Source organism: Corynebacterium sp. HMSC074C01 (genome assembly GCF_001814605.1).
GTDB lineage: Bacteria > Actinomycetota > Actinomycetes > Mycobacteriales > Mycobacteriaceae > Corynebacterium.
Genome location: NZ_KV817280.1, coordinates 222869 through 245482, shown reverse-complemented (window position 1 = coordinate 245482; position 22614 = coordinate 222869). Strand labels below are relative to the sequence as shown.

Annotated in this window: 24 protein-coding genes and 1 riboswitch; of the genes, 16 read left to right on the top strand and 8 right to left on the bottom strand. The window is 62.1% G+C overall.

The genetic code is table 11. The annotated features are described in order from the left end of the window. The first annotated feature begins 204 nt into the window (after nucleotides 1-204). Nucleotides 205-2394, top strand: a complete 2190-nt coding sequence (locus HMPREF2978_RS07780) for a YhgE/Pip domain-containing protein (RefSeq protein ID WP_070744877.1) — start codon at nucleotides 205-207, stop codon at nucleotides 2392-2394. Here the strand turns inward: HMPREF2978_RS07780 and HMPREF2978_RS07775 are convergent. The 6 genes from HMPREF2978_RS07775 to thiC all read right to left on the bottom strand — a co-directional run bounded on the left by HMPREF2978_RS07775 (nucleotide 2391) and on the right by thiC (nucleotide 8046). Further along, a complete protein-coding gene (locus tag HMPREF2978_RS07775; protein ID WP_070526956.1) occupies nucleotides 2391-3449 on the bottom strand; it encodes a ThiF family adenylyltransferase in 1059 nt (352 codons plus the stop codon). The genes HMPREF2978_RS07780 and HMPREF2978_RS07775 overlap by 4 nt on opposite strands. Before the next feature lie 35 nt (nucleotides 3450-3484). Further along, the gene (locus HMPREF2978_RS07770; protein ID WP_070526959.1) at nucleotides 3485-4264 is read right to left on the bottom strand and encodes a thiazole synthase; all 780 of its coding nucleotides are present in this window, start codon (nucleotides 4262-4264) and stop codon (nucleotides 3485-3487) included. Further along, nucleotides 4265-4462 (bottom strand): sulfur carrier protein ThiS, encoded by a 198-nt coding sequence (gene thiS, locus HMPREF2978_RS07765; RefSeq protein ID WP_070526963.1) that lies wholly within the window; start codon nucleotides 4460-4462, stop codon nucleotides 4265-4267. Next, nucleotides 4459-5604 (bottom strand): glycine oxidase ThiO, encoded by a 1146-nt coding sequence (thiO, locus tag HMPREF2978_RS07760; protein ID WP_070744875.1) that lies wholly within the window; start codon nucleotides 5602-5604, stop codon nucleotides 4459-4461. The genes thiS and thiO overlap by 4 nt, the downstream gene beginning before the upstream one ends. Continuing rightward, nucleotides 5601-6251, bottom strand: a complete 651-nt coding sequence (locus HMPREF2978_RS07755; RefSeq protein ID WP_070744873.1) for a thiamine phosphate synthase — start codon at nucleotides 6249-6251, stop codon at nucleotides 5601-5603. The genes thiO and HMPREF2978_RS07755 overlap by 4 nt, the downstream gene beginning before the upstream one ends. Further along, nucleotides 6244-8046 carry a phosphomethylpyrimidine synthase ThiC gene (thiC, locus tag HMPREF2978_RS07750; RefSeq protein WP_070744871.1) on the bottom strand — a complete coding sequence of 601 codons (1803 nt, stop codon included), beginning with the start codon at nucleotides 8044-8046 and terminating at the stop codon, nucleotides 6244-6246. The genes HMPREF2978_RS07755 and thiC overlap by 8 nt, the downstream gene beginning before the upstream one ends. Beyond that, a riboswitch (TPP riboswitch) is annotated at nucleotides 8042-8156 on the bottom strand. (Overlaps the previous gene by 5 nt.) 173 nt (nucleotides 8157-8329) lie before the next feature. Here thiC and rplS point away from each other — a divergent pair. From rplS to HMPREF2978_RS07705, 9 genes are all read left to right on the top strand, one after another. Further along, entirely contained in the window at nucleotides 8330-8674 is a 345-nt protein-coding gene (rplS, locus tag HMPREF2978_RS07745; RefSeq protein ID WP_010190405.1) for a 50S ribosomal protein L19, read from the top strand. Between the two features lie 153 nt (nucleotides 8675-8827). Next, nucleotides 8828-9616 carry a signal peptidase I gene (lepB, locus tag HMPREF2978_RS07740; protein WP_070744869.1) on the top strand — a complete coding sequence of 263 codons (789 nt, stop codon included), beginning with the start codon at nucleotides 8828-8830 and terminating at the stop codon, nucleotides 9614-9616. Next, on the top strand, nucleotides 9594-10295 hold the full coding sequence (lepB, locus tag HMPREF2978_RS07735) for a signal peptidase I (protein ID WP_070744867.1): 702 nt from the start codon (nucleotides 9594-9596) through the stop codon (nucleotides 10293-10295). Before lepB (HMPREF2978_RS07740) ends, lepB (HMPREF2978_RS07735) begins: the two co-directional genes overlap by 23 nt. Nucleotides 10296-10300: 5 nt before the next feature. Then, complete coding sequence (locus HMPREF2978_RS07730; protein WP_070744865.1) at nucleotides 10301-10942, top strand: ribonuclease HII; 642 nt, start codon at nucleotides 10301-10303, stop codon at nucleotides 10940-10942. Nucleotides 10943-11029: 87 nt separating this feature from the next. Beyond that, entirely contained in the window at nucleotides 11030-11335 is a 306-nt protein-coding gene (locus HMPREF2978_RS07725; protein WP_005528899.1) for a DUF2469 domain-containing protein, read from the top strand. Nucleotides 11336-11543: 208 nt separating this feature from the next. Beyond that, the gene (locus HMPREF2978_RS07720) at nucleotides 11544-11981 is read left to right on the top strand and encodes a YraN family protein (protein WP_070744863.1); all 438 of its coding nucleotides are present in this window, start codon (nucleotides 11544-11546) and stop codon (nucleotides 11979-11981) included. Then, entirely contained in the window at nucleotides 11968-13491 is a 1524-nt protein-coding gene (locus tag HMPREF2978_RS07715; RefSeq protein WP_070744861.1) for a YifB family Mg chelatase-like AAA ATPase, read from the top strand. The genes HMPREF2978_RS07720 and HMPREF2978_RS07715 overlap by 14 nt, the downstream gene beginning before the upstream one ends. After that, the gene (gene dprA / locus HMPREF2978_RS07710; protein ID WP_070744859.1) at nucleotides 13488-14666 is read left to right on the top strand and encodes a DNA-processing protein DprA; all 1179 of its coding nucleotides are present in this window, start codon (nucleotides 13488-13490) and stop codon (nucleotides 14664-14666) included. Before HMPREF2978_RS07715 ends, dprA begins: the two co-directional genes overlap by 4 nt. A 15-nt stretch (nucleotides 14667-14681) precedes the next feature. Beyond that, nucleotides 14682-15593, top strand: coding sequence for a tyrosine recombinase XerC (locus tag HMPREF2978_RS07705; RefSeq protein ID WP_070744857.1), 912 nt, complete (start codon nucleotides 14682-14684; stop codon nucleotides 15591-15593). On the opposite strand, the gene HMPREF2978_RS07700 is transcribed toward HMPREF2978_RS07705, so the two are convergent. Beyond that, nucleotides 15556-16062: a murein hydrolase activator EnvC family protein gene (locus tag HMPREF2978_RS07700; protein ID WP_070526997.1), complete on the bottom strand. Its 507-nt coding sequence runs from the start codon at nucleotides 16060-16062 to the stop codon at nucleotides 15556-15558. The two genes, HMPREF2978_RS07705 and HMPREF2978_RS07700, sit on opposite strands and share 38 nt — an antisense overlap. 394 nt (nucleotides 16063-16456) lie before the next feature. Between HMPREF2978_RS07700 and rpsB the strand changes: the two genes are divergently transcribed. The 5 genes from rpsB to HMPREF2978_RS07675 all read left to right on the top strand — a co-directional run bounded on the left by rpsB (nucleotide 16457) and on the right by HMPREF2978_RS07675 (nucleotide 20945). Next, nucleotides 16457-17284, top strand: a complete 828-nt coding sequence (rpsB, locus tag HMPREF2978_RS07695; RefSeq protein ID WP_046648052.1) for a 30S ribosomal protein S2 — start codon at nucleotides 16457-16459, stop codon at nucleotides 17282-17284. A 248-nt stretch (nucleotides 17285-17532) separates the two neighbouring features. After that, a complete protein-coding gene (tsf, locus tag HMPREF2978_RS07690; RefSeq protein WP_070527000.1) occupies nucleotides 17533-18345 on the top strand; it encodes a translation elongation factor Ts in 813 nt (270 codons plus the stop codon). Nucleotides 18346-18593: 248 nt separating this feature from the next. Continuing rightward, a complete protein-coding gene (gene pyrH, locus HMPREF2978_RS07685; protein ID WP_070527003.1) occupies nucleotides 18594-19331 on the top strand; it encodes a UMP kinase in 738 nt (245 codons plus the stop codon). Between the two features lie 70 nt (nucleotides 19332-19401). Beyond that, nucleotides 19402-19959 (top strand): ribosome recycling factor, encoded by a 558-nt coding sequence (gene frr, locus HMPREF2978_RS07680; RefSeq protein ID WP_070527006.1) that lies wholly within the window; start codon nucleotides 19402-19404, stop codon nucleotides 19957-19959. A 131-nt stretch (nucleotides 19960-20090) separates the two neighbouring features. Then, the gene (locus HMPREF2978_RS07675) at nucleotides 20091-20945 is read left to right on the top strand and encodes a phosphatidate cytidylyltransferase (protein WP_210383636.1); all 855 of its coding nucleotides are present in this window, start codon (nucleotides 20091-20093) and stop codon (nucleotides 20943-20945) included. A gap of 2 nt (nucleotides 20946-20947) precedes the next feature. Here HMPREF2978_RS07675 and HMPREF2978_RS07670 read toward each other — a convergent pair whose 3' ends face one another. Then, complete coding sequence (locus HMPREF2978_RS07670) at nucleotides 20948-21352, bottom strand: LapA family protein (RefSeq protein ID WP_070527012.1); 405 nt, start codon at nucleotides 21350-21352, stop codon at nucleotides 20948-20950. Between the two features lie 93 nt (nucleotides 21353-21445). Here HMPREF2978_RS07670 and rlmN point away from each other — a divergent pair, with 93 nt between their 5' ends. Then, nucleotides 21446-22552 carry a dual-specificity RNA methyltransferase RlmN gene (rlmN, locus tag HMPREF2978_RS07665; protein ID WP_070527595.1) on the top strand — a complete coding sequence of 369 codons (1107 nt, stop codon included), beginning with the start codon at nucleotides 21446-21448 and terminating at the stop codon, nucleotides 22550-22552. Nucleotides 22553-22614 lie beyond the last annotated feature (62 nt).

Sequence of the window (22614 nt, the reverse complement as noted above, 5' to 3'; positions counted from 1 at the left end):
GGGGAGTGCTGGGTGATGTAACTCAGGTGGTGCGCAGCGCGGCACAACGAGACGAATGGCTATAAGTTCACAATGTCAACTTAATCGGTGGTATGTTTGTTGAAACAAATGACTTAGTGGCCTCGCTCACGTTTGGGTGTCTAGCTTTAATGGCTGGATAAACGAATAAAAGCGGACCTGAATCATCACGTCAAGGAGGCAGGCATGAGCCGTGAGGATGAATCCAACCGGGAAGCAGGGGCGAATAGCGCTTCGCGCAGAATGCCGTACGAGGGGAGCGCTGCTACCCAGAGCGCGGCAGGCCACGACAGCGAGGCCATGGGGTGGCACCGCGTCCTCGATTGGCGCCCCACGAGTACCTTGTCGCGCGTGCTCATCGTTTTTCTCCTCGTCGCACCCATCGTTATCGCCGGCACCATGATGTGGGCCATGTGGGACCCTTCCAAGTACATGCGCAACATTGACTTGGCGGTGGTGAATGAGGACGCGGGCGTCGAGAAGCAGGGCACCTATACCAACTACGGTGACCAGGTTGTGGAAGGCCTGATGGAGACGCAGTATCTGAATTTCGCTGAAGTCAGCAAGGGCGACGGGGATGAGGGTCTGCTCAAGGGCAAATACCTCATGGTGGTGACCATCCCGAAGAACTTCTCGGAGCAGGCCGTCACCATCATCAGCGATAAACCGGTAAAACCGGAGATTCACTTCGCTACGAATGACTACTACGGCACGAATGGTTCGGTGATTTCCTCCAGCCTCATCCCGCAGGTGCAGACCAGCGTGGAGAATGCGATTTCCAAGAAATACGCCGATCAGGTCATCGAGGGGCTGAATAAACTCAGCGATGGCCTGGGCACCGCCGCCGAGGGCGCGGGCCGGCTCGACGAAGGCGCGGGGAGGCTGCAGGAAGGCGGCGGGCGAGCGGTCGAGGGAATCGCCAAGCTGGACGCCGGCGCGGGCGATCTCAACAACGGTACGGGCCAATTGCTGGACGGCACGACCCGTCTCAACGAGGGCGTGGGGCGCTTGAGCGGTGGTGCGGCGCAGCTGGATGATGGTGCCGCCCAGCTTGCCGACGGCTCCGACAAACTGCTCGCCGGCACCGGCCGCCTAGCGGATGGCGCGGGCCAGATCGATGGCGGTGTAAACCAGCTCACCGGGATGCTCATCCCGGTGCTCAAGCAGGCGCAGGCTGTGGCCCCGGCGCTGCTGCAGCTTGTCGACGTCCTCCGCGGCCTCGGCATGCACCAGCAAGCTGAGCAACTCTATTCCCTGGTGTCCAAGCTCGACCCGGCTGCCAGTGGAAACATGGTGGCGCAACTGGAGAAGCTCTCCGCCGGCACCGGCCAGCTCTACTACAACCTGTCCGATCCCAATTCGGAGTACCTGGGCGGCATGATAGCGCTCAATGACGGCGCGCACCGCTTGTCCGATGGCTCGCAGCAGTTGCGGGCAGGCGTCGGCGAGCTGAGCAACGGCGCCGCCCAGCTGCAGGACGGTGCTTCCCGCCTGCATGAGGGCACCGGCACGCTGAAGGACGGCACGAGCCAGCTGGCCGCCGGCGGCACGGAGCTCAAGGACGGCATGGACCAGCTCAAGGCCGGCTCCAATGAATTGGCCACCAAGCTTGCCGACGGCGCCGCCAAAGCCCCCTCCATTACCCAGCCGGATACGTCGGCGCAGAACATGGCCGTGCCCATCAACTTCACCTCCTCTAACCTCCACCCTGTACAGACGGTGGTCAGCCCGGTTGACCCGACCGAGAAGAACATCACGGGCGGCGCCTCGCTGCTCTTCGTTCTGGTCTTTGGCTTCCTCGTCATGCTGCTGCTGGCGATGACGCTGCCGTACTACCTGGGTCGTCGCGGCGAGTCGGCCACGAGTCCGGTGCGTGGCATTCTGGCAGCCTTTGGCGTGGTGGCGGGTCTGAACTTCTTGGTCTTGGCCTTCATAGGCGTTATGTCCTCCACGATGGGCTGGAGTCCTGCCAGCTGGCCGATGATGCTGCTCGTCATCGCAGCGATTGCCGCCGTCGGCGCGGCGACCTACCAGTTCTTCCTCGTAACCTTCGGCCGCAAGATTGGTGCTGTCTTCGCCGTCGGTGCTTTTGCCTTAGGCGTCATGGTCTTCGGCGGCGTGTGGCCGGTGGCGGCTATTCCGCGGCCGTTGAGCATGCTGCATCCTTTCCATCCGATGACCTATGCGAAAAACGCCTTTACCCGCGCCACCGACGGTATCCACGACGGCACCTTCTGGGCGGGCATTGCGGTGCTGTTCATCGTGACCGCCTTGGCACTGGTGGCCTCTTGCGTGATTTTCCGGGCTCGCCACCATGGCACCGCGCGCATCCTTGACGAGCACCTCTTCCGCACTCCGGCGGTGGCTGGCGCCTAATAGCCGTGTGCTGCGAGCCCACCGGGAAGGTTGCGTAGCTCGATGCCCATGTCTGCAGCGAGGTCGGCGTAGCGCAGGACAAAGCCAGCGCTGCGCCCACCGGAGGGGCAGGCCACGTAGACCAGTTCGGAGGCGCACGAAGTCAGCGCACGACGCACGGAATCATCATCGGTGACGGTATGCCAGGGCAGTGTCACCGCGGCCTCTGGAAAGTTGGGCTCCTCGGAGATATCGAGGAGGGCAGCATGACCGGTGACAAGTTCCGGCGGCAGGGTGTGTCGGGCAGGTAGGGCAGTAACGAGGGAGCGGTCGGGATCGGCGTCCACCCGCAGCGTGCGGAAGTTACCGGGGAGCGCGTCGTAGGAGGTTACGCGCCCGACCATGTCCCGATGATCTGGGAGTGCGCCGAGCGTGGCGACCGCCGCGGTGGCCATGAGCCCTGCAATCACCGACGTCGTTGCGCCCAGCACCCCGGCCGTCGAGCACTCGAGAGCCTCGCCGTTAGGCGGGGCGGGGAAGAGATCACGCAAGCCCACGCCGCGCCCGTCAGCACATGCATTGCCGGAGTGCCACAGCGCGGCCTGCCCGCCGTAGCGCAGCACGGTTCCCCAGGCCAGCGGGGTAGAGGTGAGCTCGCAGGCATCGGCGACGAGGTATTTCGTGTCGAAGGTATCGGAACCGTCGAGGACGAGGTCAGACCCTGCGCAGAGGTCAAGAACGGTGGAGGAAGTCAGCCGCGCGTTGAGCGCGGTGATCTGTAGCTCGGGGGCAAGCTCGCGGGCGCGCGCAGCGGCCACCTCTGCCTTGGGCTTGCCGACGTCCCCCGCACCAAACAGCACCTGCCTGTGCAGGTTGCTGATATCGACGGTATCGGAATCAATAATCGTGATGCGCCCGATGCCAGCCGCCGCTAGCTGCTGGAGGGCCGGGCAGCCCAGCCCGCCGGCGCCCACGACGAGCACGTGCGCGGCATTGAGCCGCTCCTGGGCCGCGTCACCGAAGCCGGGTAGAAGGCGTTGGCGCGCGGTGCGGGCGAGTTCATCTTTGCTGAGCATAGGTCCCTCTCGCGGCGGCGATCAGTGCCACAGGTCTAGAGAACTTGGTCGGCCCAGGAGGCTAGGCCCTCGAAGGTGGAGGATGCCTGGGCATGTTCGCGCTGCGGGATGCGCCCTGCACTTCGGGCTAGTCGTCCCGCTTCGACGGCGTGGCGCATGGCGGTGGCCATGGCCTCGGGATCCTGGCAGCGGTTGACTGCGCTGGCGAGCAGCACACCGGAGCACCCGAGCTCCATGGCGAGGGTGGCATCGGAGGCGGTGCCGATGCCGGCGTCGACAAGCACGGGCACTGAGGCGCGTGAGCAAATGAGCTCGAGGTTGTGCGGGTTGAGGATTCCCAGCCCAGTGCCGATGGGAGCGCCCAGCGGCATGACGGCCGCAGCGCCGGCATCTTCGAGGCGCTGGGCGGCCACGGGATCGTCGCTGGTATAGGCCAGCACGGTGAAACCTTCGGCGCTCAGGAGCTCGGTGGCGTCGAGGGTCTCCACGACATCGGGCAGCAGCGTGTGTTCATCAGCGATGACCTCTACTTTGACCCACGTCGTGCCCAGCGCCTCACGGGCCATGCGGGCGGTGAGGACGGCTTCGTGCGCGGTGCGACACCCGGCGGTGTTGGGGAGTGGGGCAATGTCTAACCGACGCAACAGGTCGAAGATGCTCTCACCACCACGGGTACCAGCGTGGCGGCGCATGGCCACGGTAGTCAGCTCGGTTCCGGAGGCGACGAGCGCACGCTCAAGGGCGTCGTGGCTCGTGGCCCCTCCGGTGCCCATGATGAGGTGGGAAGAAAAGGTGGTATCGGCGATGGTCAGCATTTAACCTCCTTGGACTGCGGTGAGGATTTCCACGGCTGCGCCCTCGGTGAGTGTGGTGGACTCCCACTGTGAGCGGGGAACGACCTGTTCGGCCACGGCCACCGCGGTGCCGTCGGCGGCAATGCCTTTTTCTTCCAGCAGCTGGGCGACGGTATCGGCCGCCGTGTCATAAGGGTGGCCGTTGAGGATGAGGATCATTGTTGCTCCTTGAGGTGTCGCAATGGGTTACAGGCCGCGAGATCGATGCTGGGATCGGTTCCTTCGATGAGCTCGCGGGCACAGCGCGCGGCCAGGGCCGTGAGCAGGATGCCGTGGCGGAAATAGCCGGTAGAGATAATCAGCCGGTCGCTGACGCGGCCAAGATAGGGAAGGTCATCCGGGGTGCCGGGGCGAGCTCCCGCGCTGGCCTCGAGGAACTCGCATTCTTCGACGGCGGGGAGGACGCGGATGGCGTCGCGAAGCAGCGAGTAGACGCCGCCGGCCTGGGCCGTGGCAAGAGTGTCCTCGCGGGTTGTAGCGCCAACCGCCAAGGTTCCATCGCCGCGCGGGATGAGGTAGATGGGGCGGTCCTCCACGAAGCCGCGCACCACGCGGGTGAGCAGCGGCTGGAGCTCTTCCGGTACGCGCAGGCGCAGGATATCGCCGTACACCGGGCGCAGGTGGAGCGGGGACTGTTCAAGCCCGGCCGAGGCAGCCCACTCGATCTCGCGTGCTCCCAGGCCTGCTGCGAGCACCACCTGTTCAGCTTCGAACTCGCCGACGGCCGTCGTGACCACGCCCGTGTCAGCATTGATTGACTGTGCTGCCGTGCGGAAGAAACGCACACCGAGCGCTTGGGCAGCGCTGAGCAGTGCAGCTGTCCATTGACGGGGGAAGACCTGAGTGTCACCCGGGATGCTCACCGCAGCAGCCAGACGTGGCGAGAGCAAAGGTTCCGCGCGCCGGGCTTCGCGCACGGTGATGCGCTCGACCTCCATACCGTGGAGGGACTGATAATCCGCTAGCTCGGTGAGGTGCTGAGCATCCGCGCGATCAGCCGCGACGACGAGGGTCCCTTCGGCGCGGTAGCCGGTGGGCACCTCTGTGTGTGCGGCGACCAGATCGATGAGCCCCGGATACCACGCGCCGGAGGCACGCATCAGCGGGAAGAGTGGATCCTGCTGGTAGACCACCTCTGCGGCGGGGGCGAGCATGCCGCCGGCATAGTGCGAAGCCCCAGAGGCCGGGGCCGGATCCAAGACCGTGACCTCATGGCCCTGGGCGGCCAGTTCCACGGCGGTGGCCAGGCCAATGACGCCCGCGCCGACAACGATGACTGAAGAATCAGAGCTAGTACTCATCGCGCACCTTCGTCGAAACCGGACAGCAGCTCGCGGCAATAAATTTCCGGGTCATCGGCATGCATGATGCCGCGCACGACGGCTAGGCCGGCCACGCCGGTTGCCGCAAGATCGGCTGCATCGTTGGCGGTGACATCCCCGATGGCCACGAGGGGGACGCGGGAGAGCTTCACCAAATCCGGGTAGGCATCAAGCCCCAACGGGGTGCGCCCGGAGTCTTTCGTCGGTGTGGCGCGGAACGGGCCGCAGCCGATGTAATCAATCAGGTCTGCTACTTCGTTGGCGGCCTCGACTAACTCGCGTGTGCCGGTGGTCAAACCGATAATCGCGTCCGGCCCCAACAGCGTACGGGCAGCGGCCACGGGCAGATCATCCTGGCCGATATGCACGCCGTGCACCGGCTCGCCAGCGTGGCGGAGGGCGGCGGCGACGTCGACGCGGTCGTCGATAAGCACGCGCGTTTTTGGGTTGGCCTGCTCCACCGCGCGGGCCACGTCGCGGCCTAAGTGGTAGAGGTTGCGGGCGGAAATCGGCTTGGAACGAACTTGTACCACCCCGGCGCCGCCCCGGGCCGCAGCGGCAGCGATGCGCACGACGTCCTCATGCGAGCCCGCGCCCGTGACGAAGTAGCAGCGAAGATCAGGCATGTGTGGTCTCTTCTTCCTGGTATAGCTGTGAGCCCTGGGCCTTGAACTCCTCCGACATCTGCTTCTCGCCCGCGCGGGCAGCTGCCACGACCTCCGGATCGATGGCTCCCTTGCCCGGGAAACTTGGCATACCAAGGGAGTCGGAGAAGGTATCCCGAATGTCCTGGCTGATGCGCATGGAACAGAACTTCGGCCCGCACATGGAACAGAAGTGCGCGGTCTTCGCCGGCTCCGCGGGCAGGGTCTCATCGTGGTAGGCCTGCGCGGTGTCTGGGTCGAGGGAGAGCGCGAACTGGTCGTGCCAGCGGAACTCAAAGCGGGCCTTGCTCATCGCATCATCCCAGGCGCGCGCCCCTGGGTGGCCCTTGGCCACGTCGGCCGCATGGGCGGCGAGCTTGTAGGTAATCACGCCGGTCTTCACATCATCGCGGTTGGGCAGACCCAAGTGCTCCTTCGGGGTGACGTAGCACAGCATGGCTGTTCCTCCCATGGCGATGTGCGCCGCACCAATGGCGGAGGTGATGTGGTCATAGCCCGGGGCAATATCGGTGACCAGTGGGCCCAGCGTGTAGAAGGGCGCATCCGAAGCCCAGTCCTGCTCCAGCTCGTTGTTTTCTTGAATCATGTTGAGCGGGACGTGGCCCGGGCCTTCCACCATGACCTGGACGTCATACTCCCAGGCGCGCCGGGTGAGCTCACCGATGGTCTTGAGCTCAGCGAATTGGGCGGTGTCGTTGGCATCCGCCAGCGAGCCGGGGCGCAGGCCATCGCCCAATGAGAAGGCGACGTCGTAGCGCGCGAAGATCTCACACAGCTCATCGAAGTTCTCGTAGAGGAAGGACTCCTTGTGGTGTGCCAGGCACCAGCCCGCCATGATGGAGCCGCCGCGGGAGACGATGCCGGTGACGCGGTCCGTGGTCAACGGCACATAGGGCAGCAGCACGCCGGCGTGAACGGTCATGTAGTCCACGCCCTGCTCGCACTGCTCGATAACGGTATCGCGGAAGATTTCCCACGTCAGGTCCTCAGCTACGCCGTTTACCTTTTCCAACGCCTGGTAGATGGGCACGGTGCCGATGGGCACCGGCGAGTTGCGCAGAATCCACTCGCGCGTGGTGTGGATGTCATCGCCGGTGGAGAGGTCCATGACGGTGTCCGCGCCCCAGCGGGTGGCCCAGCGCAGCTTCGACACCTCTTCCTCAATGGAGGACGTCACCGCGGAGTTGCCGATGTTGGCGTTGATCTTGGTGAGGAACTTCCGCCCGATGATCATCGGCTCCGACTCCGGGTGGTTCACGTTATTGGGCAGGATGGCGCGGCCGCGGGCGATTTCGGAGCGCACAAACTCCGGGTCGCAGTGCTCGCGCAGGGCCACGAACTCCATCTCCTTGGTGATGATGCCCTGGCGCGCGAAGTGCATCTGGGTGACGCGCTTGCCTTCCTTCGCGCGCAGCGGCTGGCGACGCTCACCCTTCCACTCCTGCGAAGCAGCACCGCGGCGCTCGGCGGAGCGGCCGTCATCGGCGAGGTTGCGGGCACGGCCCTCGTACTTCTCGACGTCCCCGCGCTCTGCAATCCACTCCGCGCGCAGCGCCGGCAGGCCTACCTCGGGCTCGCACTCCGGGCCGCGGGTGCGGTAGATGCGGAAAGGTTCATTCGGGCCGGTAGGGGAATCATCCAGCTGGATCTCGGTCTCCGGTACCTCCAGGCCGTGCTCCCGTATGGGGGAGTAGGAGTGCTTGGGGTGGATCTCGCCGGAGTCGGTGGACTGGATGGGGTTATGGGTAGCCGTCATGGCTGCTCCTCTCTTCCTTCGCTGGTGCTAACCAGACAGGTTCAAACGGTGCAGGCGCGGTATCAGCGCCACTCTCAGCCCACTTCCCGTGGGCACCCGTGGGGTATCAGTGCGCCACCCACCTTAGAGCCCGCAGTAAGGAGATGTCAGGCGTTTGGCACAATTTGTTCTGCGGGGGTGGGGTGTGGAAAGATGGCGATGTTCTGTGTAATAGGCACGAACCGGTCAGCTGCCGCGAGGTGGCGCTAGGGTCCTCTGTCTTAAACTGAAAAGGAAAACACCAATGGCAAACCTCATTGACAAGGTTGATGCAGCTTCGCTGCGCGACGATATCCCGTCCTTCCGCCCGGGCGATACCCTTGACGTCAATGTCAAGGTCATCGAGGGCACCACCGAGCGTACCCAGCTCTTCAAGGGTGTCTGCATCCGCCGTCAGGGCGACGGCATCCGCGAGACCTTCACCGTGCGTAAGGTCTCCTTCGGCATCGGCGTTGAGCGTACCTTCCCGGTTCACTCCCCGAACATTGCCTCCATCGAGGTAGTTCGCCGCGGCCGTGTCCGTCGCGCCAAGCTGTACTACCTGCGCGACCTGCGCGGCAAGAAGGCCCGCATCAAGGAGCGCCGCTAATCTACGGCGCGTCACAGCCCTTCGCCTTTCTCTCATCGCGAGGAATGGCGAAGGGCTTTTGTGATCCACGTTTGGCGGCAAAAAGGGATGTCAACACCACGCCGCGGACCCGCAAGGCCCGTGAGCTTAAGGTGCATTGCTAGGATTTAGCCCGTGGAAAAAGAAAACGACATTACTGAAGGTCCCCAGGAAGTTGGGGGAGAGACGTCGGAAAGCACGGCGCCCCCAGCTGAGGAAAAGAAGCAGATGCCCTGGTTGCTGGAGACGGCCCTCGTGGTGGTCTCTGTGCTCGCGGTCGTCGGCATTTTCCAGAACTTTGTGGGCCGGCAGTACGTCATCCCTTCCGGTTCCATGGAGCCGACGTTGCATGGCTGTGAAGGCTGCAATAATGACCGCATTTTTACCGAGAAGGTTTCGTATTACGGCGATAACAGCCCGGAGCCCGGTGATGTCGTGGTGTTCAAAGGCACCCCGGACTGGGACAGCAATTGGGTATCCCCGCGTTCCGATAACCCGGTCATCCACCGCATTCAGGACGCCCTGAGCTATGTGTCGCTTACCCCGCCCGATGAGAACACGCTGGTCAAGCGCGTCATTGCCACCGGTGGTCAGACGGTGTCCTGCCAAGAAGGGGATCCGGCAGTCATGGTGGACGGCAAGCCTATTGAGCAGGACTATGTGCAGGATCCACCGACCTATCGCGTTGATGAAACCACTGGTTCCTATGCCTGCGGCGGCGCGTACTTTGGCCCTGTGACCGTGCCGGAGGGCAATATCTGGGTGATGGGAGATAACCGCACTGCCTCTGCGGACTCGCGCTATCACATGCAGGATGAGTTCCAAGGAACGATCCCGCTGGAGAACGTTCGCGGTAAGGTCATGTTCGTCTTCTTCCCCTTCAACCGCATTGGTGGAGTCGATGACCCGGACATCCAGTCCTAGAGTCCGCGATATTCTGTCGGCGCTAGCAGTCACCTTCGTGGCGCTGGCGCTGATTCAAGCTTTCGTGGGAAGGCTGTACCTTATCCCGTCTTCCTCCATGGAGCCCACCTTGCACGGTTGCCCGGGATGCACGAATGATCGCATCGCCGTGCAGAAGGTGAGCTACTACTTCAGCGATCCACGTCCCGGCGAGGTAGTGGTCTTCGCTGGTCCGGAATCCTGGAACACATCTTTTGAGGTCAAGCGTTCCCGCAATGTGCTTGTGCGCGGTGTCCAAAACATGGCTGCCGTCGTGGGGCTAGCACCCAACGGCGATAACATTCTGGTCAAACGGGTCATCGCGACTGGTGGCCAGACCGTGTCCTGCCAGGAAGGGGATTCGGCCGTCATGGTGGACGGCAAGCCCACCAACCAGGACTTTGTCCTTGACCCGCCGGAGATACCCGTCGATGAGCGCACAGGCTCGCTGGCCTGCGGGGGTGCCTACTTTGGTCCCGTTACGGTTCCCGAGGGGCATGTGTGGGTGATGGGGGATAACCGCACAAACTCCTTGGATTCACGCGCCCATCTGGGTGATAAGTTTCAAGGCACCGTCCCCGTAGAAAACGTGCGTGGGAAGGTCGCTGCCGTGGTGGTACCGATTAGCCGTGCACAGACTATCGAGGACATTCCGCTCTAACCACCATGCGCCGTCTGAAACAGAAGAGAACCTATGAGGTCGCGCTCTCCAAAGCAGGGCTCGGGCCTGTTGCAGGGGTGGATGAAGCCGGGCGCGGGGCATGCTGCGGGCCAGTGACCATCGCCGCGTGCATCCTTCCGGACTGCATCCTGCCCGGCTTGGAACGGCTTGATGATTCGAAGAAGCTCACGCCGGCGGCCCGGGAAAAGCTGGAGCCGCTGATCAAACGCCGCGCGCTGGCCTGGTCGGTGGTGCACATAGGTGCGAGGGACATCGATGCCTTTGGCATTCAGCACGCCAACTTGTCAGGGATGCGCCGTGCGGTGGCACAACTGGAGGTTCATCCGGGCTACGTGCTAAGCGACGCCCTCTTCGTCCCCGGCCTACCTGCCCCGCAGCTGCCGATCATCGGTGGTGATACCGCCGCGCGATGCATCGCCGCGGCCAGTGTTTTGGCCAAAGTTTCCCGGGACCGCCTCATGGTGGATGCGGCGAAGCAATACCCGGGCTATGCTCTGGAAACCCATAAGGGCTATGGCACAGCTGTGCATCAGGAGGCCATCGCCCAGCTGGGGGCGACGCCTGAGCACCGCATGAGTTATCGCAATGTTGCTGAAGCTCATGCGCGATTCCTCGCGCGCGCCTGAAGGCTTAGGCGGCAAGTGCGAACTAAGCTGGTGCTCAATCTGTGACACCGTGATCCCGGGTAATTGTGAGCGAAGGAGAAGCACACCGTGAGCGCTGAGGAACTCGATAACTACGAGGCTGAAGTCGAGCTGTCGCTGTACCGCGAATACCGTGATGTGGTCAGCCAATTCTCCTATGTGGTGGAAACAGAACGCAGGTTTTACCTGGCCAACGCGGTGGAGCTCATCCCACACACCTCAGGCCCGGATGTCTACTACGAGGTCCGCATGTCGGATGCCTGGGTGTGGGACATGTACCGCTCGGCGCGTTTTGTGCGCTATGTCCGTGTGATCACCTACAAGGACGTCAATATTGAAGAGCTGGACAAGCCGGACTTTGTTCTCCCTGAATAGAATTCTAGGTAGGAGAGTGCGGGGAAACGCTATCAAGGTGACCCCGGACTAGTTATCCACAGATTTGCCGTGGCGAGGGATGAAGCCCTCGCCATATTGCAGTTAATGGGGTGTTCTGGAAGTGCCGTAAGGGGTGTGCGGCACGGGGATTTTCTTGTGTCGTGCTTACGGCGTGTTGTGTACACGTTCAATTCCAAGGAGCACCATAGTGACAAGAAATCTAGCAACCACTTTGCATTCACCGACAGTGGGCCAGACCATCCGCCCGGCGGATGCACTGGGAAAAGCGGGGGAAAAATTCGCCGCTGACTTTTATCGTGCGCGCGGGGCGCAGGTCATCGCTGCGAACGTCCACTACCGCGTGGGCGAGCTCGATCTCGTCGTGCGTGAACCCGATGGGACCATCGTCTTTTGCGAAGTAAAGACCCGGGCTACACGCAATTTTGGCGTCGCGGAAGCGGTAACCCCGCGCAAGCTTTCACGTTTGCGCAAAGCGGCCGCGCAGTGGCTGAGCTCTGCCCGGAGTGAGGCCAAGGCATTAAACAAGATTCGCTTTGACGTGCTCGGGCTTGTGGCCACCGGGGCGAAGTCGGGGGAGGCGTTTGAAGTGGAATACTTCCAGGGAGTCGATCATGGCTCTCGGTAGATGCGACACGATTGCGCTGGATGGAGTCCTTGCCCGGGTAGTCACAGTGGAGGCCAACGTTGGCCCCGGGCTGCCCGGAGTCCACGTGGTGGGGCTGGGTGATGCCGCGATCTCTGAGTCACGAGACCGCATTCGCACCGCGGTGAGCAATTCGCATTTGCCATGGCCCAAGACGAAGGTCGTGGTGTCCATGTCACCGGCGTCGCTGCCTAAAGCCGGGGCACATTTTGATCTCCCGATGGCTCTGTCCATCCTGGCGGCAGGGCAGAGCGACAAGAACCGGCTCAGCGGGGCGCTCGTGCTCGGTGAGCTAGGACTGGATGGGCAGGTGCGCCCCGTTTCCGGCATCATTCCGGCCATCCTGGCGGCACGCTCGCAAGGCTATGACACCCTCATCATTCCTGTAGGCAACGCGGCGGAAGCGGCATTGGTCCCCGGCATGACAGTGCTCGTAGCCGAGACCCTGTGGGATGCTTTCGCCTGGGCATGCGGGAGTGATTGTTTGCCGGATGCACGTCTCATCGCCCATACGGAAGTCCCAGCCCGCGAACAGGTGGCGGACTTCAGTGAGGTGGCTGGCCAGAGGGAGGCCAAGTGGGCAGCGGAAGTCGCTGCCGCCGGCGGTCACCACGTGATGATGGTGGGACCGCCCGGTTCTGGAAAGTCGATGATTGCCTCGCGCTTGCCGAGTATTTTGCCGCGCCTGAGCACGGAACAGGCCGTCGAAGCTACAGCCATTCACTCTGTGGCCGGCGCTGTCGGCACTGCGATTTCCCGGGCCCCCTTCATTGCACCGCACGCTTCGGTTACCAGGGCCGCGCTGATTGGTGGCGGTTCGGGGCGTCCGCGGCCAGGTGCGGTGAGCTTAGCCCACCATGGTGTGCTCTTCCTCGATGAAGTCAGTGAGGTTCCCGCGCAGGTTCTCGATAGCTTGCGCGCCCCTTTAGAAGAAGGTCAGGTGCGCCTGACGCGAGCGAGCAGAGAAGTCATCTTCCCTGCACAATTCCAACTGGTACTAGCCGCGAACCCTTGCCGGTGTGGTGCCGAAGAACCAGCGCGCTGCGAGTGCCGTGCGGCTGACAGAATGAATTATCTGTCGAACCTGTCAGGGCCGCTGCGGGACCGCCTCGACATCATCGTGTCGCTATCGGGGCAATCCGCGGTGCTTCATGCTGAAGGGGAGGAGAGCTCCGCGGAGATAGCGCAGCGCGTGGCCGCCGCCCGTGAACGCATGAAGGCGCGCTGGGAGGGCGACGGGCTGGGAGCCGTGGTCAATGGTGCCGTGTCCGCCTCCTACCTGCGGCGCCACCGTCCGGCGGCGGAGTCAGCGATGATCATGCTCTCGGCCTATCTGGCGGAAGGAGAACTGAGTCAACGCGGGGTCGACCGCGTGCTGCGCCTGGCGTGGACGTTGGCAGACCTCGATGGGTCCGCACGCCCTGAGCTCGAGCACGTCAGCCGGGCGCTGGATCTTCGCGGGGCAGGGACGATTGAAAGGCTGGCGGCATGAGCGAGCTTAACCTTTCGACTAGTCGGCACACGTGGGCCTATCTCAATCGCGTGGTGGAGGGTCCTTCACCAACTCTTCACGCGCTGTTGACCCAATACTCGGCTGAGGAGATTGCTCGGGGAATCTACAAAGGAGAGGATTGGATTGGGCCCCTGAGGCAAGCCACGGCTTCGCGGCGTGAGTGGCTGCGGCAAGACGAAGACCTGGCTGTAGCAGATGCGGAAGGCGCTCGGCTTATTACGCCCGCGGATGCTGAGTGGCCCGGGGAAGAGTTCTCCCGTGCCTTCGGTTTCTATCATCAAGGGGTGGTTGATGCCCCGGCAACGTTTGATGACCAAGCAGTTCCACCGCACAGTCTGTGGGTACGCGGTGGAAACCTGCGCGAAGCGGTATCCCAATCTGTGGCCCTCGTGGGCACGCGCGCGGTGAGTCGCTATGGCTGGGAAGCTGGCACCCTTTTAGCTAGCGGTCTCGCCGCTCATCACTGGACAGTAGTCTCCGGCGGGGCGGTGGGCGTTGATACAGCAGTCCACGAAGCTGCTCTGGATGCAGGAGGTTTAACGGTGGCGGTAGCGGCGTGCGGCATCGATATTTCCTATCCAGCGCGCAATGCCGCACTCTTTGACAGGATCGCGGGGAAAGGGTGCATCGCGTCTGAATTCGCGCCGGGCACGCGGCCGCAGCGTCATCGTTTTCTATCCCGTAACCGTCTTGTGGCGGCGATGACGAGCGGCACCGTGGTGGTTGAGGCAGGATTCCGTTCTGGCGCGCTCAACACCTTGAATTGGGCGGAAGCATTGGGCAGGGTTGCCATGGCAGTACCAGGCCCTATAACGACGTCTGGATCGCTGGGCTGTCATCAACGCATCCAGGATGGGCGGGCCCAACTGGTGGCTTCGGCAGACGAGGTTCGGGGGCTGGTTGGCAAAGCAGGCGAGGTGGACGTGGCGGGTCAGTATGAACTGGAATTTCAGCCGACTGCGGGGCAGCGTCTGTCTCGCAATGAACTTCGGGTGTATGACTCCACACCGCCGGAAACCGCGGAGGAAGGCGCGAGCGCAGAGGATATCGCGGCGGCTGCAGGAATGCGGGTGGCGCTGACTATTCACCTGCTCGTGGCGATGCAGAAGATGGGGGTGATCACCCGCTCAGGCGCGATGTGGCAGCGCACCTGAGTACACTCATGAGACATGAGTGGTGAAAGTGGCAGTAGTGAGCGGAACGTGGGCAGCCAGCTCGAAGAGGCGATCGAGGACTTCGCTGAATTCCAGCGCATCGTTCGCGGCCGCTCTGAAGCGACCGTCCGCGGCTATTACTCTGACCTGCGCCTGCTGGCAGCGGAAGTCCCCGAATTCGCAGCATTTACGCTGAATTCTCTGCGCGAATGGTTAGCCCACGCCGTTGCTGAAGGTAAGTCCCGCTCCACCTTGGCGCGTCGGACCGCCGCGGTGCGCGCTTTTTCCACGTGGGCTGCGCGTGAAGGCTTCCTAAAAACTGATGTGGCGCAGCGTCTTGCCACGCCCAAGGTGGGCAAGCATCTGCCCACCGTGATGTCACCCACCGCGGCGGGGGAGCTGATGGGCAATGCGGTCTCTACCGACGAGATTCACTTTCTGCGCGATAGTGCCATGCTCGAATTCCTCTACGCCACCGGTGTGCGCGTGGCGGAACTCGTCGGCCTCGACGTCGGCGATATCGACCTTGCCCGCCGCACAGCTCGCGTGACCGGCAAGGGCAATAAGCAGCGTGTCGTCCCCTTTGGGGATGCTGCTCATGATGCGCTCTGCGCTTGGCTGAAGACAGGCCGCCCCGAGCTCGCCGGCGAGACTGAAGCGGTGTTTGTGGGCACACGCGGCCGGCGCATCGACGCACGTCAGGTCCGTCGCGTCGTCGAGCGCGCCGCACAGGTCACGGGTGCGCCGGGCCTCACCCCGCACGGGCTACGCCACTCCGCAGCTACGCATCTGCTCGAGGGCGGAGCGGATCTACGCATCGTGCAAGAATTGCTCGGCCATTCCTCTCTGCAAACCACGCAGGTCTACACACACGTTTCTGCTCAGCGGCTTAAGGACGTCTACGCCCGTTCTCACCCACGGGCTTGAGCCGAATGACAGGTTCCCCGAGCAGGTCTAGTGGGTTAACGTAGTTCTCTCGGCCCTCAATCGCGCCCCAATGCAGCCCCGGATAGCCGTCCACGGACGGGGCGAGCGTTCCGATTACGTCCCCTTCTTTCACACTCTCGCCCTTCTTGACCCGCGCAAACACAGGTTGATAAGTGGTGCGTAGGCCGTTGCCATGAGCAATCGAAAGGGCCGGTTTGCCCGCTATGGAGCCGGCGAAATATACGACACCATCGCCGGCGGCGCGAACCTTCCCGCCGACAGGTAGGTCCAGATCGACACCGCGGTGGCCAGCCATCCACCGCTTCTCAGGAGGCTCGAAGCCACGCAAGACTCGAGAAGCAACCGGTTCTCCGGTGGTGGGGTCGACGAAGGCGGCGGCTAAGGGGACGTCGACAAGCACAGCCCACGTGAACAGGAGACCCAATAGATAAAGAAGACGGTGACGCATGACCTCAAGCCTGCGCGTGGGCGCGGTTCAAAGAAAGAGTCGGTGATAGATCTGTGGATAACGTGTTAAAGAAGAAACCCATGGTGCTTCAGGGGAAAGATTCGCGCATCCATCAACAATCCTGTGGCGATGTTTTGGTCGCGTCGTTTGGAATCACCGCCTGCGCAGTACTAAGCTTGCCCACAGCAGTCTGTGCTCAAACCCAATAGGGTTCCGTATGGATTGACTACGCGCGGCGAAGTAGTCGCTTCCTGGGTTAAGGAAGAGACAGTCTGTGGTTGACGCGGTCCCCACAAAGTTGGGGTGTTGACCAGGGCCTTCGTTGCTAGGGTGCGGAATAAAACACCGCACAATTTTTGCAAAACCGAAACAACGTATAGAAAGCGAGCGAATCATGGCAGTTGTAACCATGCGCGAGCTCCTCGACGCTGGTGTCCACTTCGGTCACCAGACCCGTCGCTGGAACCCGAAGATGAAGCGCTTCATCTTCACCGACCGTAACGGCATCTACATCATCGACCTGCAGCAGACGCTGACCTACATCGATGAGGCCTTCGAGTTTGTTAAGGAAACCGTCGCACACGGCGGCACCATCCTCTTCGTTGGTACCAAGAAGCAGGCTCAGGAAGCCGTTGCTGAAGAGGCAACCCGCGTTGGTATGCCGTACGTGAACCACCGCTGGCTCGGTGGCATGCTCACCAACTTCCAGACTGTCTCCAAGCGCCTGAAGCGCATGAAGGAGCTGCAGGCTATGGATGCGGCTGAGGACGGCTACAAGGGCCGCACCAAGAAGGAAGTTCTGATGCTGACCCGCGAGCGCACCAAGCTGGAGCGCGTCCTGGGCGGTATCTCCGATATGACCAAGGCTCCGTCCGCACTGTGGATTGTTGACACCAACAAGGAGCACATCGCGGTCAAGGAAGCTCAGAAGCTCAACATCCCGGTTGTTGCCATCCTGGACACCAACTGTGATCCGGATGAGGTCGACTTCCCGATTCCGGGCAATGACGACGCAATCCGCGCTACCAAGCTGCTCTCCGGCATCATCGCCACCGCTGTGGACGAGGGCAAGAAGGCTCGCGAGGAGCGCCAGCTTGCTCAGGCCAAGGAGGCTGCCGGCGACACCGCTGAGAAGGACGCCCGCGACGCTGCTGAGGCTGCCGCTGCGTCTGATCCGGCTTCCGCTGAGAAGTCCGAGGACGCCGAGAAGTCCGCAGAGTAATCTGCATACCTTAAGCCCCCGTACCGCACGGCCCACAGTGTCCGCGGCGATGGGGGCTTTTTCTCACGTGTTTTTCTTGGCTCGCTAAGGCACGTGACACACTAGAAGGTTGAAACGCCACGCAGAGGTTTCCCTCCGCTGGGGGAGTGGGCGAAAAACTACCACCCCCTCAACGCGACGTGGTGGTAGTGATTCGGCTACGCTGTTTCAACGAATACCGTTTAATTCCAAGGAGGATCGCTCCAACTATGGCGAACTACACTGCTGCAGACGTAAAGGCATTGCGTGAGGCCACCGGCGCCGGCATGCTCGATTGCAAGAAGGCTCTCGACGAGTCCCAGGGTGACTACGACAAGGCCGTTGAGTACCTGCGCATCAAGGGCGCAAAGAACGTGTCCAAGCGCGCTGAGCGTGAGGCTACCGAGGGCCTGATCGCCGTTTCCGGCAACACGATGGTTGAGATCAACTGCGAGACCGACTTCGTGGCCAAGAACGAGGCTTTCAAGTCCTTCGCTTCCAAGATCGCTGAGGCTGCCGGTGAGGCCAAGGTCAACTCCGGTGAAGAGCTCAACAACCTGGAGATCGACGGCAAGAAGGTTTCCGAGGTCGTCGACGAAGAGTCCGCAAAGACCGGCGAGAAGCTGCAGGCCCGCCGCGCAGTCACCATCGAGGGCGACAACGTTGCTGTCTACCTGCACCAGCGTTCCGCTGACCTGCCGCCGGCAGTAGGTGTTCTGGTTTCCTACGAGGGCAACGCAGAAGGCGCTCACGCAGTCGCTCTCCAGATTGCAGCCATGAACGCTGAGTACCTGACCCGCGAGGACGTTCCGGCTGAGATCGTTGAGAAGGAGCGCGAGATCGCTGAGGCCACCACCCGCGAGGAGGGCAAGCCGGAGGCAGCCCTGCCGAAGATCGTGGAAGGCCGCCTCAACGGCTTCTACAAGTCCGTGGTTCTGCTGGAGCAGGCAGCTCTGTCTGACTCCAAGAAGACCGTCAAGCAGGTTGCAGACGAGGCCGGCACCACCATCACCGGCTTCATCCGCTACGAGGTTGGCGCTTAAGCCTTCCTGAGACTCGTGCAGTCCGGGTTTAGAGCCTAGTGACTGCGAGTGCTCCCTCCTCCTCTTTCTTCCCCAAGGGCTGAGTGCCCGGTGGGGAGAAACTGGGGGAGGGAGTTCGCCGTTTTGCCCCCGCCCCTGAGGGTGGGGGGTCGCACGCAGCTGAATATATGACAGCGCCTTCCTATGGTTAAGATGGAACAGAATTATTCAAGCGCTTAACTGAAGCGTCGCCATGCGTGAAGGAGACGATGAAGACCGTGACTACCCCTGAACCGAAGCGAACCGGATACAAGCGAGTCATGCTCAAACTGGGTGGTGAGATGTTCGGCGGTGGCAAGGTCGGCATCGATCCTGACGTTGTAGAAAATGTTGCCCGCCAAATCGCCGAGGTGGCGAAGCAGGGGACTGAGATCGCCGTGGTGATCGGTGGCGGTAACTTCTTCCGCGGTGCCGAGCTTTCCCAGCGCGGTATGGACCGCGCTCGCTCGGACTACATGGGCATGCTAGGCACCGTCATGAACTCCTTGGCTCTGCAGGACTTCCTCAAGCAGCAGGGCATCGACTGCCGCGTGCAGACTTCCATCAACATGGCCCAGATTGCGGAGCCCTACCTGCCGCTGCGCGCCGACCGCCACCTAGAGAAGGGCCGTGTGGTCATCTTCGGTGCTGGTATGGGTATGCCGTATTTCTCCACCGATACCACCGCGGCGCAGCGCGCGCTGGAGATCGGTGCGGAGGTCCTCTTCTTGGCCAAGGCCGTCGACGGCGTCTATTCCGCCGACCCGCGCACGAATCCCGATGCGGAGCTGTACTCCGAAATCACCCCGCGCGAGGTTATCGAAAAGAACCTTAAGGTGGCCGATGCCACGGCGTTTAGCCTGTGCATGGACAACAATATGCCGATTCTGGTCTTCAACCTCCTCACGGAAGGCAATATCAAGCGCGCCGTGAACGGCGAGAAGATCGGCACGCTGGTTCAGTCCTAGTACAAACCGGCCGCGACCTGCTAGATTCTTTCCCAGTACTTTTGACTATTTCAAGGGAGTTGTAACCCTCATGATCGACGAGATCCAGCTCGAAGCTGAAGAGCACATGACCGCTTCGGTGGAGCACACCCGCGAGCAGCTGATTACCATCCGTACCGGCCGCGCCAACCCGGCCATGTTTAACGGCTTGGTTGCTGAGTATTACGGAGTGCCGACTCCGATTACCCAGATGGCCACCATCTCGGTCCCTGAGCCGCGCATGCTGCTTATCAAGCCTTATGAGCAGTCCGTAATGAATGAGATTGAGAACGCCATCCGCAACTCAGATCTGGGCGTGAACCCGACTAATGACGGCCAGGTGCTACGCGTGACCATTCCGCAGCTGACTGAGGAACGCCGCCGCGACATGGTCAAGTTGGCTAAGAGCAAGGGTGAAGACGGCAAGATTGCTATCCGCAACATCCGCCGCCGTGCCATGGAGCAGCTCAAGAAGCTCCAGAAGGATGGCGACGCCGGCGAGGATGAGGTTATCGCCGCCGAGAAGGAGATGGAAAAGATCACTTCCGGTTACATCGAGCAGGTGGACAAGCTCGTTGCCAATAAGGAAGAGGAGCTCATGGAGGTTTAACCTCCACTCTTCTAAGAGCGTTGATTTGCCGCCGCGCCAGGCACCGGCCAGCACGGCGGTCTTTTCTGTGTAGAGCCAGACCACCCACGATTACCTGAGGAGCATGCGTGAGCACTGAGCACTCGAGCCGGATGCCCAAACCCAAGAATTCTGCGGGGCGAGACATGCCCGCGGCAATTGCCGTCGGCGTCGGCTTGGGCGCGCTCGTCGTCTTTGCGGTGTGGGCTGGGCCTCTCGTGTGGTACCTCGTCGTCGCAGCCGCAGTGGGGTTGGGCATGTGGGAGGTGCTTACCCGTTTGCGGGAGCACTCTTACTATGTTCCGCGCACCCTACTGATCGTTCTTGGCCAAGCAATGCTCTGGGTCTCGTGGTTCCTTAACGCCCCAGGCCTTGTCGCTGTGTATGTGGTAGCGGTCCTTGCCCTCATGTTTGGGCGCCTCTTCCATAATGGCAGGCACCGCCCGCCGATTAACTATCTTCGCGATATGTCGATGGGCATCTTCGTGCTGACCTGGATTCCCCTGTTTGGCACGTTTGCCGCAATGCTCTCACGAGTGGAAACGCCGTTTGCTTCGGGGGCGGCGTCGATTGTCGTGTTTATGCTCTGTGTCGTCGCCTCAGACACCGGTGGCTTCATCGCTGGCGTTATGTTCGGGTCGCACCCCATGGCCCCAGCCGTTAGCCCCAAAAAATCGTGGGAAGGCTTTACCGGTTCGGTTGTTTTCGGCACCCTTACCGGCGCGCTTTCTTTCGCATTCCTGCTTCACCACAAGCCATGGGTGGGCGCGCTGATGGGACTCGGTCTTGTCTTCTGTGCAACCCTCGGTGATTTGGTGGAATCCCAGTTCAAGCGCGAGCTGGGAATCAAGGATATGTCTGCCTTGTTACCGGGACACGGCGGCATCATGGACCGCTTGGACGGCATGCTGCCGTCCGCGATGGTGACGTGGGTGGCGATGAGCTTCCTCACCACCCTTGCACCTTAGGTTTAGCGGCGAGCTTGCTTGCGCACCTGGCGGCGCAGCTCGAACATGCGCCAGCCGCCGACGAGGGCCATGATGAGGGCACCGGCGATGGCGCAGATCAGGTAGGTGACGCCCGCCGGGAACTGGACGGACCAGTTAAGGAAGTTCAGCGGTACCTGGTGTTGGTTCTGCAGGATGAAGATGATGAGGACGATGAGCAGCAGGAAGCCCACGATAAGGGCAATCCACGTGCTGGCAGCGAAAGAGCCCTTCACCTTGCCATCACTCTTATTCTCATAAGCCGTCGTGGTTGGAACTGGCTCGACCGAGCCTTCGGTGGCGGGGGATTCCGTGGTGTAATCAGTCAGCGGCTCCTCGGCCGGGGTGGTGGTGCGGAATTCCTCAGGGGAGTTTTCTGGATTCGTCATGCATCTATTAAATAGGTTGAGATGTCACTTTCGCCACTCCAGCAGAGCTTAGATTGGATAATGTGGCCGAAAACGTGGAAAATGGGCTCTACCATGGCTGAACCACTGAAACTGAATTTCTCCGCTCCGCGCCGCGGGCTACCCCCGAAGCATTTCGCGGACCTGACCGAGGCCGAGCGCATTGAGGCGCTCGCGGAACTTGGCCTGCCCAAATTCCGCGCAAAGCAGCTGGCCAAGCACTACTACGTCCACCACACCGCCGATGCTTCCGAGATGACGGATATCCCGGCCGCCGCCCGCGAGGCGGTCCAAGAGCGTTTGTTCCCCACGCTCATGGAGCCCATTCGGCAGACCTCCACCGATGATGGGGAAACCACCAAGTCCCTGTGGCGCTTGCACGATGGCACCCTGTTGGAGTCCGTGCTCATGCGCTACCCAGGGCGCGCCACCCTGTGTATCTCCTCCCAGGCTGGCTGCGGCATGGCCTGCCCATTCTGTGCCACCGGCCAGGGCGGGTTGGACCGCAACCTGTCCACCGCGGAAATCGTGGAGCAGTTTAGGCACGCTGCCCGCCTCATGGAAGAGGAGGGCGGACGTCTTAGCAACGTTGTCTTCATGGGTATGGGCGAGCCGCTGGCCAACTACAAGCGCGTGGTCCATGCGGTGCGCCAGATTACCGGATCTGACCTCACAGGTTTCGGCCTTTCCCAGCGCAATGTCACGGTGTCCACGGTCGGCTTGGCTCCGGCCATCCGCAAGCTCGCGGATGAGGACCTGTCCTGCACCCTCGCAGTCTCCCTGCACACCCCGGATGATGAACTGCGCGATACCCTCGTGCCGGTTAACAACCGCTGGCCGGTTGAGGAGGTCCTCGATGCCGCTAAGTACTACGCCGATAAGTCGGGCCGCCGCGTGTCCATCGAATATGCGCTGATCCGCGATAAGAACGATCAGGATTTCCGCGCCGACATGCTGGGCCGGAAGCTGCATGCGGCACTGGGATCCAAGGTCCACGTCAACGTCATTCCGCTCAACCCCACACCGGGTTCGGAGTGGGACGCCGCCCCGAAGGCGCGCCAGGACGAGTTCGTTCGCCGCGTCATCGCGCAGGGCGTGCCGTGCACCGTGCGCGATACCAAGGGCGATGAAATCGCTGCGGCCTGTGGCCAGCTCGCTGCCGACGAGCGCGAGACCGCTTAAGCATCCAGCTCACAGTTTCCTAACAATAGTTTTGCTGGAGAACAAGGCATTAATGGTTCTTG